Annotated in this window: 10 protein-coding genes; 5 read left to right on the top strand and 5 right to left on the bottom strand. The window is 55.2% G+C overall.

Annotated elements, in window-relative coordinates; genetic code table 11:
* The coding region (locus B3B59_RS07725) for a DNA translocase FtsK 4TM domain-containing protein (RefSeq protein ID WP_286808583.1) at positions 1-2,093 on the bottom strand (2,093 nt) is incomplete at its 3' end.
* 133 nt (positions 2,094-2,226) lie between these two features.
* Entirely contained in the window at positions 2,227-2,721 is a 495-nt protein-coding gene (lrp, locus tag B3B59_RS07730; protein ID WP_000228469.1) for a leucine-responsive transcriptional regulator Lrp, read from the bottom strand.
* 550 nt (positions 2,722-3,271) lie between these two features.
* On the opposite strand from lrp, the gene trxB reads away from it, so the two are divergent.
* The 5 genes from trxB to infA all read left to right on the top strand — a co-directional run bounded on the left by trxB (position 3,272) and on the right by infA (position 9,296).
* Positions 3,272-4,240 (top strand): thioredoxin-disulfide reductase, encoded by a 969-nt coding sequence (trxB, locus tag B3B59_RS07735; protein WP_072039526.1) that lies wholly within the window; start codon positions 3,272-3,274, stop codon positions 4,238-4,240.
* A 114-nt stretch (positions 4,241-4,354) separates the two neighbouring features.
* The gene (gene cydD, locus B3B59_RS07740; protein WP_286808584.1) at positions 4,355-6,121 is read left to right on the top strand and encodes a heme ABC transporter permease/ATP-binding protein CydD; all 1,767 of its coding nucleotides are present in this window, start codon (positions 4,355-4,357) and stop codon (positions 6,119-6,121) included.
* Positions 6,121-7,842, top strand: a complete 1,722-nt coding sequence (gene cydC / locus B3B59_RS07745) for a heme ABC transporter ATP-binding protein/permease CydC (protein WP_212477492.1) — start codon at positions 6,121-6,123, stop codon at positions 7,840-7,842. The genes cydD and cydC overlap by 1 nt, the downstream gene beginning before the upstream one ends.
* Before the next feature lie 243 nt (positions 7,843-8,085).
* A complete protein-coding gene (gene aat, locus B3B59_RS07750) occupies positions 8,086-8,790 on the top strand; it encodes a leucyl/phenylalanyl-tRNA--protein transferase (RefSeq protein ID WP_286777780.1) in 705 nt (234 codons plus the stop codon).
* 287 nt (positions 8,791-9,077) lie between these two features.
* Positions 9,078-9,296, top strand: a complete 219-nt coding sequence (gene infA / locus B3B59_RS07755) for a translation initiation factor IF-1 (protein ID WP_002211347.1) — start codon at positions 9,078-9,080, stop codon at positions 9,294-9,296.
* Between the two features lie 264 nt (positions 9,297-9,560).
* On the opposite strand, the gene B3B59_RS07760 is transcribed toward infA, so the two are convergent.
* The 3 genes from B3B59_RS07760 to clpS all read right to left on the bottom strand — a co-directional run bounded on the left by B3B59_RS07760 (position 9,561) and on the right by clpS (position 12,821).
* The gene (locus B3B59_RS07760) at positions 9,561-9,998 is read right to left on the bottom strand and encodes a hypothetical protein (RefSeq protein ID WP_286808586.1); all 438 of its coding nucleotides are present in this window, start codon (positions 9,996-9,998) and stop codon (positions 9,561-9,563) included.
* Between the two features lie 196 nt (positions 9,999-10,194).
* Positions 10,195-12,471 carry an ATP-dependent Clp protease ATP-binding subunit ClpA gene (clpA, locus tag B3B59_RS07765; protein ID WP_040076351.1) on the bottom strand — a complete coding sequence of 759 codons (2,277 nt, stop codon included), beginning with the start codon at positions 12,469-12,471 and terminating at the stop codon, positions 10,195-10,197.
* 29 nt (positions 12,472-12,500) lie between these two features.
* Complete coding sequence (clpS, locus tag B3B59_RS07770) at positions 12,501-12,821, bottom strand: ATP-dependent Clp protease adapter ClpS (protein ID WP_046886849.1); 321 nt, start codon at positions 12,819-12,821, stop codon at positions 12,501-12,503.
* Positions 12,822-13,098: the final 277 nt, after the last annotated feature.

A 13,098-nucleotide genomic window follows, 5' to 3' on the forward strand; every position in this document is an offset into this window, starting at 1 on the left:
GGCGCTGGCGCATACTGTTGACGAGGCGGTTCCGCCTCCGGCATAACGCTCGGCGTAAACAGCGGCTCGCTCGGGGTGTCATTCACCAGATCTTTCATTGGTGAAAATTCAAAGTCCGACAACGAGAAGGGATTCGCGCCTGACGGCTGCTCGCCTGAATAGCGCTGCTCTTGAGAGGCAGCAAACTGGCGAGCCAGTTCTGCTTCGGCAGCGTCATCTTCTTCGTTCTGAGACGCGTAAGGCTGCACCTCAGTCTGGTACTCTTCACCATAGCGCTGCTGTTGTTGCGCAGCAAACTGGCGAGCCAGCTCATCCTGATGCAACTCATCAGCCTCATCGTATTCCGCATCCACCCTTTTTTCTTCTGGCTGACGCTGTTGAGAGGGGATCTTAATCCCGAAAGAGGCGGAAGCCAGCTCACGCCGGGTTGGGACGCGGACGCGGTTCGGGCGAGGCAGTTGCGGGCCAATGCCCTCTTTCACCTGGGCGCGCGGCGCACCGGATCCGCCTGTGGCGAGGCTAAAGACAGGTGCAGCGGCCGCTGCGGCTGCGGTTGCTGAAACAGTAGCCTGCTTCACGCCGGCTGCCGCCGGAGAAACGGAGGCCGTCGGATCAACCTCTGGCATCGCCGTTGCAGAAACGGGTTGCGAAGAGACTGGTGCAGAATTCGGCTCCGGCACCGGTTGATACCAGGCTGCAAGCTGTTCACGTTCGCGAGCACGGCGCTCTTCGACCTCTTCGAAATAGTACATAGGCGGACGAGCCGGCCTGGTCTCTTCCACTTCAGGCTCGGGTTGCGGCGCAACGTACGGTTGTTCAGTCGCTAACGGTTGCTGCGGCGCGACCGGCTCTTGATACGGCTGAGCAACGGGTTGTTCATAGTCTTGATAAGGTTGCGGCTCGTAAACCGGCTCTGGCTGATAAGGTTGCTGCCACGGCTCCTGTTGAACCGGCACATAGCTCTGCGGCTCAGGGGCAATTGTCGGCTCAGGGGTATGAACGCCAGGGGCAGTTTGCCAGTCAACCAGCGGCTGCTGCACTGCTGATTCGGGTGCCGGTACGGGCGCAGAAGGTGTAACCGCCTCCACTGGCGCGGCCCAGGCTTGCGCTGCAGTGGTCGCAACCGCGGCGGCCGCTACAGGTTCAGTGACGGAATGGCCATTGAGCAGTGGATCGTATTCATCGTAATCGCCCGGCGTCGCACGATGGCCTGAAAAGAGCACATCGTCAGGGTCAACGGCTGCGCCGCCCGCGCTGTATGCAACCTGCTCGTCGTCATCCATCCGTTTACCGGAGAAGAGCGCCGCGTCGGTCTTGCGGGCTAACGGGTTGCTGAATTTCTCGGCGACACGTTTACGACGGGCCAATGCCCCACGCATGATGCGTGCGCGACGCGATTCACGCTGCTCGGCGTGCTCTTCGGCCTCTTCATAATCGTCTTCGTACTCATCTTCATCGACCCACGTATCGTCACGACGCGTACGATTACTGGCGAAGGTGAGAATGTTCAGAATCAGGCTGCCAATCTTCTCGGCAATGCTCACCCATGACCAGCCTGTAAACAGCGTCAGGCCTGCGGCCCAGATACAGAGCAACGCCAGCGTACCGCCGCTGCTGTGCAGCATCGGCTGCAGCGCGGTGCTTAGCAGACTGCCGATCACCCCGCCAGAGGCAAAATACCAGATATCGTCGGCGTTAATCGCCGCCAGCCCACAGGAGGTGAGGATCAGCGCCAGTGCCCCAATCAGGCGCAGCGAGACCGCAAAATAGTCGATGTACTCATCGTTCTGACGATGACGCCAGGCGAACCAGCATCCACCGATGATAATCACCGGGATGGTGTAGGCCATTACGCCAAAAATGAAGAACAGGGTATCCGCAAGCCAGGCACCGGGTATACCGCCCAGATTATGAATAGGCTCATGCCACGCGGTTTGTGACCAGCTGGGATCGGAAGGGTTGAAGCTGAGTAAGGCTGCCATTAGCCAGATGGCAAAAAGGGCAGTAACAATCAGTAACGCTTCAAGGAGTCGGCGCCCACTGCTTAGCTTAGATAAATTGACTTCTTTGTCTTCAGTATATTCCTGGCTCAAGAAAGGCTCTCCAGGTACCAGGCATTTCCTGCCTGTTTGCTAAAACGGACAACAGTGCCGGTAAACCGACACTGTTGCTGTATGGATTAACAGGAGTGTAACCAAAGTACGCTGATTTTGCACCTGTTCCGTGTTAGCGCGTCTTGATAACCAGACGATTGCTCTGCTTGACTTCTTCCATCACCACGTAAGTACGGGTGTCGTTCACGCCAGGCAGTCGCAGCAGGGTTTCACCCAGCAGCTTACGGTAAGCAGACATGTCAGGTACACGGGTTTTCAACAAGTAGTCGAAATCACCGGAAACCAGGTGACACTCTTGAATTTCTTCCAGTTTTTGCACAGCAGCGTTGAACTGTTCAAACACATCCGGCGCGCCACGATTCAGAGTAATCTCAACAAATACCAGAAGTGAGGCATCCAGATAATGCGGGTTAAGCAGAGCCGTATAGCCCTGAATGAAACCCTGTCTTTCCAGTCGGCGCACACGCTCGAGGCACGGCGTCGGGGAAAGTCCCACACGTTTTGAAAGCTCGACGTTGGAAATACGCCCATCCTTTTGCAATTCATTAAGAATGTTACGATCGATACGGTCGAGATCTTTGCCAGGGCGCTTCTTGCTATCTACCATTATTATTGTCTCTCTGTATTCCTTCCCTAACTCCTGCCAGGACCCTGTGCACTTCACTGTTCAGAGTCTATACCCGTCGTTAATCGCATCGCCTGTTTTGTAGTTTGCGCGATAGCAATTGGGGTTATGTGGTAAGAAGACCGTTGCCCGTGGGCTGTCATCAACATCACGTATGGCGTCTGTCCACACCATGCGTAGATTTCGCTGACCGGATAAAAATGGCGATTATGTGCATGACTATGCGCTACACAAAGACCGCATTTTTTTCTTCCTTGAATGTTTTCGCAAAAGCGCAGGGGATTGTCAAAGCAAAACATCGATTTTTAGTACAACATGCCGGATATTCATTACGACCGGGCATTAATCCTCATTTTATCGCCTTACTTTCGACCGATTGTTCATGCGTTGTTCGCACAAAAGGTTGATCGCGGGGACGATTGATTGCTGGTTGCTATTGCACATATCGTTAACAAAATCGCTGTGCCCTTTTTTTAAAGCGACAAATTCCCTACAATCGCGGGAAATGTCTGCCAACAACAATGGGGATCTCATGGGCACGGCCAAACACAGTAAGCTGCTAATCCTTGGTTCTGGACCTGCGGGATACACCGCAGCGGTCTATGCTGCACGCGCTAACCTGCAACCGGTACTGATCACGGGCATGGAAAAAGGCGGTCAGTTGACCACCACAACCGAAGTGGAAAACTGGCCAGGCGATCCGAATGACCTGACCGGGCCGCTGCTGATGGAACGTATGCACGAGCACGCGACCAAGTTCGAAACCGAAATTCTGTTCGATCACATCAACAAGGTCGATCTGCAAAACCGTCCGTTCACGCTGACCGGTGATAGTGGTGTTTACACTTGTGATGCGCTGATCATCGCTACGGGGGCTTCTGCTCGCTATCTGGGCCTGCCTTCAGAAGAGGCTTTCAAAGGACGCGGCGTATCCGCCTGCGCCACCTGCGACGGATTCTTCTACCGCAATCAAAAAGTGGCGGTCATCGGCGGCGGCAATACTGCCGTGGAAGAGGCGCTTTATCTGGCAAATATTGCTTCGGAAGTGCATCTGATTCACCGTCGTGAAACCTTCCGCGCGGAAAAAATCCTGATCAAGCGTCTGATGGATAAAGTGGCCAGCGGCAATATCGTGCTGCACACTAACCGCACGCTGGAAGAGGTGACCGGCGACCAGATGGGCGTTGCTGGCCTGCGTATCCGCGATACTCAGAACACCGATAACGTAGAGTCGCTGGAAGTGGCGGGCCTGTTTGTTGCCATCGGCCACAGCCCAAACACCGGCATCTTCGAAGGACAGCTTGAGCTGGAAAACGGCTACATCAAAGTGCAGTCCGGTATTCACGGTAATGCGACCCAGACCAGCATCCCGGGCGTGTTCGCCGCAGGTGACGTGATGGACCACATTTATCGTCAGGCAATCACTTCTGCGGGCACCGGCTGTATGGCTGCGCTGGATGCAGAACGTTACCTTGATGGGCTGGCTGAACAGAGCAAATAATCTTTACAAGTCAGTAACAAACGTAAATAAAGGCGGCCATAGGTCGCCTTTATTTTTCCTGGCGTGTAACATTGCCGTGCCTAATTTCTGATAACTTCACCTGCAAAGCACGCAATGGAAAAAACCCGTCAACAAGAGTTAACTCGCTGGCTGAAACAGCAAAGCGTTATTTCCCGCCGCTGGCTGAATATTTCCCGACTTCTGGGTTTTATCAGCGGCCTGTTGATTGTCGGTCAGGCCTGGCTGCTGGCCCGCATTCTTAGCATGATGATAATGGAGAACATACCGCGCGAGGCGCTGTTATTGCCCTTTGTCGTGCTGATGCTGGTCTTTATTCTGCGTGCGTGGGTCGTCTGGCTGCGTGAGCGGGTGGGTTTTCATGCGGGGCAGCATATACGCTATGAGATTCGCCGCCAGGTGCTGGACAGACTCCAGCAGGCGGGCCCCGCCTGGATTCAGGGCAAGCCGGCCGGGAGCTGGGCGACCCTCATCCTTGAGCAAATTGACGATATGCACGACTACTATGCTCGCTATCTTCCACAGATGGCGCTCGCCGCCTGCGTACCGCTGCTCATTGTTATCGCGATCTTCCCCTATAACTGGGTCGCGGCCCTGATTCTGCTCTGTACTGCCCCGCTTATTCCGCTATTTATGGCGATGGTAGGCATGGGTGCGGCCGATGCAAACCGCCGTAATTTTCTGGCGCTGGGCCGTCTGAGCGGGCATTTCCTCGATCGTCTGCGCGGTATGGAGACGCTGCGTGTGTTCGGCCGGGGCGATGCGGAAATCGAAAATATTCGCCTGGCCTCACAGGATTTCCGTCAGCGCACCATGGAAGTTTTACGTCTCGCCTTCCTCTCTTCCGGCGTACTGGAGTTCTTTACCTCCCTCTCCATTGCGCTGGTAGCGGTCTATTTTGGCTTCTCTTATCTCGGCGCCCTTGATTTTGGTCACTACGGCACGGCCGTTACGCTCTCTGCAGGTTTCCTGGCCCTGATTCTGGCACCAGAATTTTTCCAGCCGCTTCGCGATCTGGGAACCTTCTATCACGCCAAAGCGCAGGCCGTGGGTGCCGCCGACAGCCTGAAAACCTTCCTGGAGACGCCGCTTGCGCATCCGCAGCGCGGCGATGTCACGCTAAATACAACACAGCCGGTAGCCATTCAGGCTGAGGATTTCTGCGTATTATCACCTGAAGGTAAAGTGCTGGCAGGACCGCTGAATTTCACCCTGCACGCGGGTCAACGCGTAGTGCTTTTGGGTACCAGTGGTTCTGGCAAGAGCTCGCTGTTAAATGCGCTCTCCGGTTTTATGGCCTACAGCGGATCACTGCGCGTTAACCAGACCGAACTTTCGGCACTGGATCCCGACGAGTGGCGTGCCCATCTGAGTTGGGTTGGGCAAAACCCGCAGCTGCCTGCCGCCACGCTGCGCGAAAATGTCCTTCTGGCGCGCCCGGATGCCAGCGAAGAGGAGCTGAAATCGGTGCTCGATCGCGCCTGGGTCAGCGAATTCTTGCCGCTGTTACCCAACGGGGTGGATACCCGGGTGGGTGACCAGTCTGCCGGGCTCTCGGTAGGCCAGGCGCAACGTATCGCTGTCGCCCGCGCCCTGCTCAACCCCTGTCAGCTTTTACTGCTTGATGAACCGGGCGCCAGCCTGGATGCGCACAGCGAACAGCGGGTGATGTCCGCGCTGGATACGGCCTCGTTGCAGCAAACCACATTAATGGTGACGCACCAGCTGGAAGGCATTGCCGGATGGGACCAGATCTGGGTGATGGAAAATGGCCGTCTTGTCGAGCAGGGAGATTACGCCACGCTCGCTACGGCGCAGGGGCCCTTTGCCGCCCTGCTGGCCAATCGTCAGGAGGATATTTGATGCGCGCGTTATTGCCTTATCTTGCGCTTTATAAGCGTCATAAATGGATGCTAACCCTGGGCGTCGCTCTGGCGATTCTTACCCTGTTAGCCAGTATTGGCCTGCTTACCCTTTCCGGCTGGTTCCTCTCAGCGTCCGCCGTGGCTGGCTTTGCGGGGCTTTACAGCTTTAACTATATGCTGCCCGCTGCCGGGGTCCGCGGCACCGCCATCACCCGTACCGCCGGCCGCTATTTCGAACGTCTGGTGAGCCACGATGCCACCTTCCGCGTGTTGCAACACCTGCGCGTCGATACCTTCAGCAAACTCCTTCCCCTCTCCCCCGCCGGGCTGGCGCGTTATCGCCAGGGCGAATTGCTTAATCGCGTGGTGGCGGATGTGGACACGCTCGATCACCTCTATCTTCGGGTGATTTCGCCATTAGTGGGCGCGTTTGTCGTGATTGTGGTCGTGACGCTGGGGCTGAGCCTGCTTGATGTACATCTTGCGCTGGTGCTGGGCGGGATCATGCTGCTGACGCTGTTTTTACTGCCCCCGCTGTTTTATCGTGCCGGGAAAACAACCGGGCAAAATCTGACCCATCTGCGTGGCGAGTATCGCCAGCAACTGACAGCATGGCTGCAGGGGCAGGCAGAATTGACCGTATTTGGCGCCAGCCAGCGTTATCGTCATCAGATGGAGAATACCGAACTTAACTGGCACGAAGCCCAGCGCAAGCAGTCCGAACTGACGGCCCTTTCACAAGCGCTGATGCTGTTGATTGGTGGCGTTGCCGTGGTTGCGATGCTGTGGCTGGCCGCAGGCGGCGTGGGTGATAACACTCAGCCCGGCGCACTGATTGCGCTCTTTGTCTTCTGTGCGCTGGCCGCTTTTGAAGCGCTGGCCCCGGTCACGGGTGCGTTCCAGCATCTGGGCCAGGTTATCGCCTCTGCGCTGCGCATCACCGAAATCACTGGGCAGACGCCGGAAGTGCGCTTTAGCGAAACATCCTGTGAGTGTCCTGCCCGGCTATCGCTCACGCTCGAAAATGTCAGTTTTAGCTACGACGATAAAGCGCAAAAAGCGCTGGATAGTCTGAATCTGAACATTCCCGCGGGTGCACACGTTGCGGTGCTGGGGCGAACCGGCTGCGGAAAATCGACGTTGCTGCAGTTGCTCACTCGCGCCTGGGATCCGCAAGAGGGGGTTATTCGCTTTAATGACACCCCCCTGCCCCAGTTCAGCGAAGCTGCGCTGCGTAACGCCGTGAGCGTTGTGCCCCAGCGTGTTCATCTATTTAGCGCCACGCTGCGCGATAACCTGCTGCTTGCGGCCCCTGCCGCCAGCGATGAAAGACTCTGTGTCATGCTGGAAAAAGTGGGCCTGCATAAGCTGCTGGAAGATGAAGGGCTGAACAGCTGGCTCGGTGAAGGGGGGCGTCAACTTTCCGGCGGCGAACTGCGTCGTCTGGCGATTGCCCGCGCGTTGCTACATGACGCACCGCTTATGCTACTGGATGAACCTACCGAAGGGCTGGACGCGACGACAGAGAGCCAAATTCTCGATTTGCTGGCCAAAGAGATGCGCGGAAAAACCCTGGTGATGGTGACCCATCGCCTGCGTGGACTGGCTGCACTGGATCAAATAATTGTGATGGACAACGGACATATAATTGAGCAAGGTAGTCACGCAGAGCTGTTGGCGAAACAGGGTCGCTACTACCAGTTTAAACAACGTCTGTAGTCTACACCCGTCATACTTCGAGCTGCAGGTACGTTGGCTTTGTGACTAGATCCATCGCTGGGTCTGGTTTTGCGGTGGCGCTGCGAGCAGCGTTCAAATCTGCTCCCGGCAGATTCGTCGCTCACTCCAGTGACTTGCTGAGCGAGTCACCGGAGAATTGCGCCTATGCCGCTCTCCTGCAACGCGAAGTATTTGGGTTTATATTTGAACCGATCCTTACTCGCGTACTGGAGTTTTGCTGTCATGCGCCTGGTCCAGCTTTCTCGCCACTCTCTTGCGTTCCCTTCTCCGGAGGGAGCATTGCGTGAACCTAACGGCCTGTTGGCTCTCGGCGGCGATTTAGGCCCGTCGCGTCTTTTAATGGCTTACCAGCGGGGGATCTTTCCCTGGTTCTCTCCAGGCGATCCTATATTGTGGTGGTCACCCGATCCCCGGGCGGTACTCTGGCCCACGGAGTTTCATCTCAGCCGCAGCATGAAGCGCTTCCATAGCCGCTCCCCCTATCGCGTCACGCTTAATCACGCGTTTGGCAAGGTGATCGAGGGCTGTGCTAACGATCGGCATGAAGGGACCTGGATCACCCGTGAAGTGATTGATGCCTATCATCGTCTGCATGAGCTGGGTTATGCCCACTCTATCGAGGTATGGCAGGGAGATTCGCTGGTCGGGGGGATGTACGGCGTCGCTCAGGGGTCCCTGTTCTGTGGCGAGTCGATGTTCAGTCGCGCGGTGAATGCGTCAAAAACGGCCCTGCTGGTATTTTGCGATCATTTCGTGCAAAACGGCGGTCAGCTGCTGGATTGCCAGGTGCTGAATGACCACACCGCGTCATTGGGCGCCGTGGAGATTACCCGCCGCGAATATTTACAGCATCTTGAAACAATGCGTCCGCAAAAATTACCGCAAAACTTTTGGGTGCCCACTACGTTATTTATGCCTCGGGGATAAATGTTTTGCGCATATTTTTTTATCATGGTGCTATAATTGGTGCCGCAGAGTAGGTTCTGCCTGTTGCCCCGCCGCCGTTTGGGAATAGCTTGCATCAGATAACGTCCTGGCGTTTATCCTGTCTTCTCCCCTTTACGTATGCGCTTTTCGTACGGTCGTACCGTCACGTCGGGCAATGCGCCGAAGCTGCTTTGTTGCGTTTTAACCGCACAATTCTTTACTTAATTGATGAATTTCGGCATTATCTTGCCGGTTCAAAACTTGGTAGTGATACCCCAGAGGATTAGATGGCCAAAGAAGACAATATTGAAATGCAGGGTACCGTACTTGATACGTTGCCTAACACCATGTTTCGCGTAGAACTGGAAAACGGTCACGTGGTGACTGCACACATCTCCGGTAAAATGCGCAAAAACTACATCCGCATTCTGACGGGCGACAAAGTGACTGTTGAGTTGACCCCGTACGACCTGAGCAAAGGTCGCATTGTCTTCCGTAGTCGCTAATTGTTATTGCCTGCTAAGGCAGATGAATATTGAAAAAGGCCGGGATTATTCCCGGCCTTTTTTATTGCCTGCGCCTCTCCCTTTCCTCAGAGGAACCTTAAAAGGGGTCCCGTAATAGAGGTTTCCACTACCCTCGCGCTGGCATCGCTGATGCGGGGGAGAGGGTCAAAAAAGAGGCTTCTCAACCGCTATTCACTTCCCGGCATCGGGATCCCAAACGATGAGATCGAGAGGCATGGTGAGGAGAACAGTCATACTGTTTTGTTAGTGAGTAACCTTGAACACAAGGCAGTGCTCGCGCAGCGCGAGGCCATCACGCATAGACAGCGTCATATCGTGCAGCAAGCGGGTCAGATACGGCAGCATATCGCGGTCGAAATGGGAAACCAGTAGCACATGGTTTAGTGCCCGGCAGTAATCACACCGGCCCTCGGTCTCTTTCAGTCGCCACCCCTCTGGCAGATACTGCACCGACTCTTCATCGAACGCTACAGTCTGATAATCGCGCATTGCGCCTTCCAGCGTCTCTTTTACCCTTGCAAGATAAGCCCCCAGACAACGGCAAACCGGCTGAATTTGTGGCAGCGACGAGCTGTCGAGCAGAATTTCGGTCAGCAAAGTGCATCGTTCCGTAAGGGTCGCCAGATCCGGATAACGCGCTAGCTCGCTGTAGGGATAAACCAAAGGGGTGTTACTTTCCATTCATCCTCCTTAACGCATGTCTATCCGCACTCTCAGGACGCCACTTATACCGGTATAAAAACACTTTACCACTGTAATTATATCCAGCCATATTCTGTTCATTATTCTGGAAAGCGCCTCGCAAAATTCCAGCCTTGAGCGGTTGAGGGCAAAAAAAAGCCGGGTTGTTAACCCGGCTTGTTACTTTTCAGTGACGTTAGTGTGCCGCTTCCGGCTTATGCTTCTGCGCACTTTGGAAATCGTACGTCAGCTCATTTTTCGCCTGATCCAACGCCACGGTCACCTGACCGCCATCCACCAGCGAACCAAACAGCAGTTCGTTGGCCAGCGGTTTCTTCAGGTTATCCTGAATTACACGCGCCATCGGACGGGCACCCATCGCACGGTCATAGCCTTTCTCGGCCAGCCAGTTGCGGGCCTCCTGACTCACTTCCAGCGACACGCCTTTCTGATCCAGCTGAACCTGCAGCTCGACGATGAACTTATCCACCACCTGATGGATCACATCGGTAGAGAGGTGATCGAACCAGATAATGTTGTCCAGGCGGTTACGGAACTCCGGCGTAAAGATCTTCTTGATCTCTTCCATCGCATCGGTGCTGTTATCCTGGTGGATCAGGCCGATAGACTTACGCTCAGTTTCGCGTACCCCGGCGTTGGTGGTCATCACCAGCACCACGTTACGGAAGTCCGCCTTGCGCCCGTTGTTATCTGTCAGCGTCCCGTTATCCATCACCTGCAGCAGGATGTTGAACACGTCCGGGTGCGCTTTTTCGATCTCATCAAGCAGCAGTACCGCGTGCGGATGCTTGATCACCGCGTCAGTGAGCAGACCGCCCTGGTCAAAGCCTACATAGCCCGGAGGCGCACCGATCAAACGGCTCACGGTGTGACGCTCCATATACTCGGACATATCAAAGCGCAGCAGCTCGATACCCAGCGCTTTGGAGAGCTGTACCGTCACCTCGGTTTTCCCTACCCCGGTTGGGCCGGCGAAGAGGAAGGAACCGACAGGTTTGTGGTCATGCCCCAGCCCGGCGCGCGCCATCTTGATGGCTTCGGTTAAGGCCTCAATGGCTTTATCCTGTCCGAAGACCAACATTTTCAGACGATCGCCCAGGTTACGCAGCGTGTCACGGTCGCTCTGAGAAACGCTCTTCTCAGGGATACGCGCAATACGTGCCACCACGGACTCGATATCTGCCACGTTGACGGTTTTCTTACGCTTGCTGACCGGCATCAGGCGAGCGCGAGCGCCCGCTTCGTCGATCACGTCAATCGCTTTATCCGGCAGATGACGATCGTTAATGTATTTCACCGCCAGCTCTACCGCCGCACGCACCGCCTTCGCGGTATAACGCACATCGTGGTGCGCTTCGTATTTCGTTTTCAGACCATTGATGATCTGCACGGTCTCTTCAACCGACGGCTCGGTAATGTCGATTTTCTGGAAACGACGTGCCAGCGCACGGTCTTTCTCGAAAATGTTGCTGAACTCCTGATAGGTGGTAGAGCCCATCACGCGGATTTTACCGCTGGAGAGCAGCGGTTTAATCAGGTTGGCTGCATCCACCTGGCCGCCGGAGGCCGCACCTGCACCGATGATAGTGTGGATCTCATCGATAAACAGGATACTGCTGGTGTCCTGCTCCAGCTGTTTCAGCAAGGCTTTAAAGCGTTTTTCGAAATCACCGCGGTATTTGGTACCCGCAAGCAGAGAGCCGATATCCAGCGAATAGATGGTGCAATCGGCCATGATTTCCGGAACGTCGCCCTGAACAATACGCCAGGCGAGCCCTTCGGCAATCGCGGTTTTACCCACGCCCGACTCCCCCACCAGCAGCGGGTTATTTTTACGGCGACGGCACAGTACCTGGATAGCGCGCTCCAGCTCTTTATCGCGGCCAATCAGCGGATCGATACCGCCAACGCGAGCAAGCTGATTAAGATTGGTGGTGAAGTTTTCCATACGTTCCTCCCCGCCTGCTTGCTCTTCGTTATTGACCTGGTTGCTGGGATCCGATGGCTGATTCGGCTCGTCTTTACGCGTTCCGTGAGAGATAAAGTTCACCACATCGAGGCGGCTGACTTCATGTTTGCGCAGCAGATACGCAGCCTGCGACTCCTGCTCGCTGAAGATAGCGACCAGTACGTTAGCGCCCGTCACTTCGCTACGTCCGGAGGACTGGACATGGAACACCGCACGCTGCAAGACGCGCTGGAAGCTGAGCGTCGGCTGCGTGTCGCGCTCCTCTTCACTCACGGGCAGGACCGGTGTGGTTTGTTCGATGAAGGCTTCGAGTTCCTGACGTAGCGCCACCAGGTCCACCGAGCAGGCTTCGAGCGCCTCGCGGGCGGATGGGTTGCTAAGCAGTGCGAGCAGCAAGTGCTCGACGGTCATAAACTCATGTCGGTGCTCACGCGCTCTGGCGAAAGCCATATTTAAACTGAGTTCCAGTTCTTGATTGAGCATAGGCACCTCCCCCAATTTTCATGCCTGAATCAGGCTTTTTCCAGCGTACACAGCAACGGATGCTCGTTCTCCCTCGCATACTTGTTCACCATCGCCACCTTCGTCTCTGCGACTTCTGCGGTAAATACTCCGCAGATGGCTTTGCCGTGATAGTGAACGGCAAGCATCAGTTGCGTTGCACGTTCTACATCATAAGAAAAGAACTTTTGTAGCACGTCAATAACAAATTCCATTGGCGTGTAGTCATCGTTCATTAACATAACTTTATACATAGATGGCGGTTTTAGCGCGTCGCGCACTTCATCTTCCGCCAGCTTGTCGAAATCTAGCCAGTCGTTCGTCTTACCCATTGTCAGTCATCATCATCGTTGTACGCTGCCCTGACTGAGGATCATACATAACTTCAATCTACCCCAGTTGTCAGATAACTCTCATCTATTATTGCCATCCGCGATGTCTGTCACAATACCCGGCAATAGCGTTAACTGCTTCAAATTTTGGTTCATTTTTCCCCTTCCCCCGCCGGCAAACGCTTGACGATCTGTTTGGTTTATCTAAATTAGACTGGCGAGAGTTGGCGAGGTTTTGAACAGCCCCCGCTCCGCCACCGGTTCATTCCATCTTAAT

The organism is Leclercia sp. UBA2479, from assembly GCF_002341985.1.
GTDB classification, from domain to species: domain Bacteria; phylum Pseudomonadota; class Gammaproteobacteria; order Enterobacterales; family Enterobacteriaceae; genus Enterobacter; species Enterobacter pneumoniae.

Excerpts from the sequence above, each read along its gene's own strand:
- cydC (WP_212477492.1), top strand. The coding sequence starts at position 6,121 with ATGCGCGCGTTATTGCCTTATCTTGCGCTTTATAAGCGTCATAAATGG.
- infA (WP_002211347.1), top strand. The coding sequence starts at position 9,078 with ATGGCCAAAGAAGACAATATTGAAATGCAGGGTACCGTACTTGATACG.
- trxB (WP_072039526.1), top strand. The coding sequence starts at position 3,272 with ATGGGCACGGCCAAACACAGTAAGCTGCTAATCCTTGGTTCTGGACCT.
- B3B59_RS07760 (WP_286808586.1), bottom strand. The coding sequence starts at position 9,998 with ATGGAAAGTAACACCCCTTTGGTTTATCCCTACAGCGAGCTAGCGCGT.
- lrp (WP_000228469.1), bottom strand. The coding sequence starts at position 2,721 with ATGGTAGATAGCAAGAAGCGCCCTGGCAAAGATCTCGACCGTATCGAT.
- aat (WP_286777780.1), top strand. The coding sequence starts at position 8,086 with ATGCGCCTGGTCCAGCTTTCTCGCCACTCTCTTGCGTTCCCTTCTCCG.
- clpA (WP_040076351.1), bottom strand. The coding sequence starts at position 12,471 with ATGCTCAATCAAGAACTGGAACTCAGTTTAAATATGGCTTTCGCCAGA.
- cydD (WP_286808584.1), top strand. The coding sequence starts at position 4,355 with ATGGAAAAAACCCGTCAACAAGAGTTAACTCGCTGGCTGAAACAGCAA.
- clpS (WP_046886849.1), bottom strand. The coding sequence starts at position 12,821 with ATGGGTAAGACGAACGACTGGCTAGATTTCGACAAGCTGGCGGAAGAT.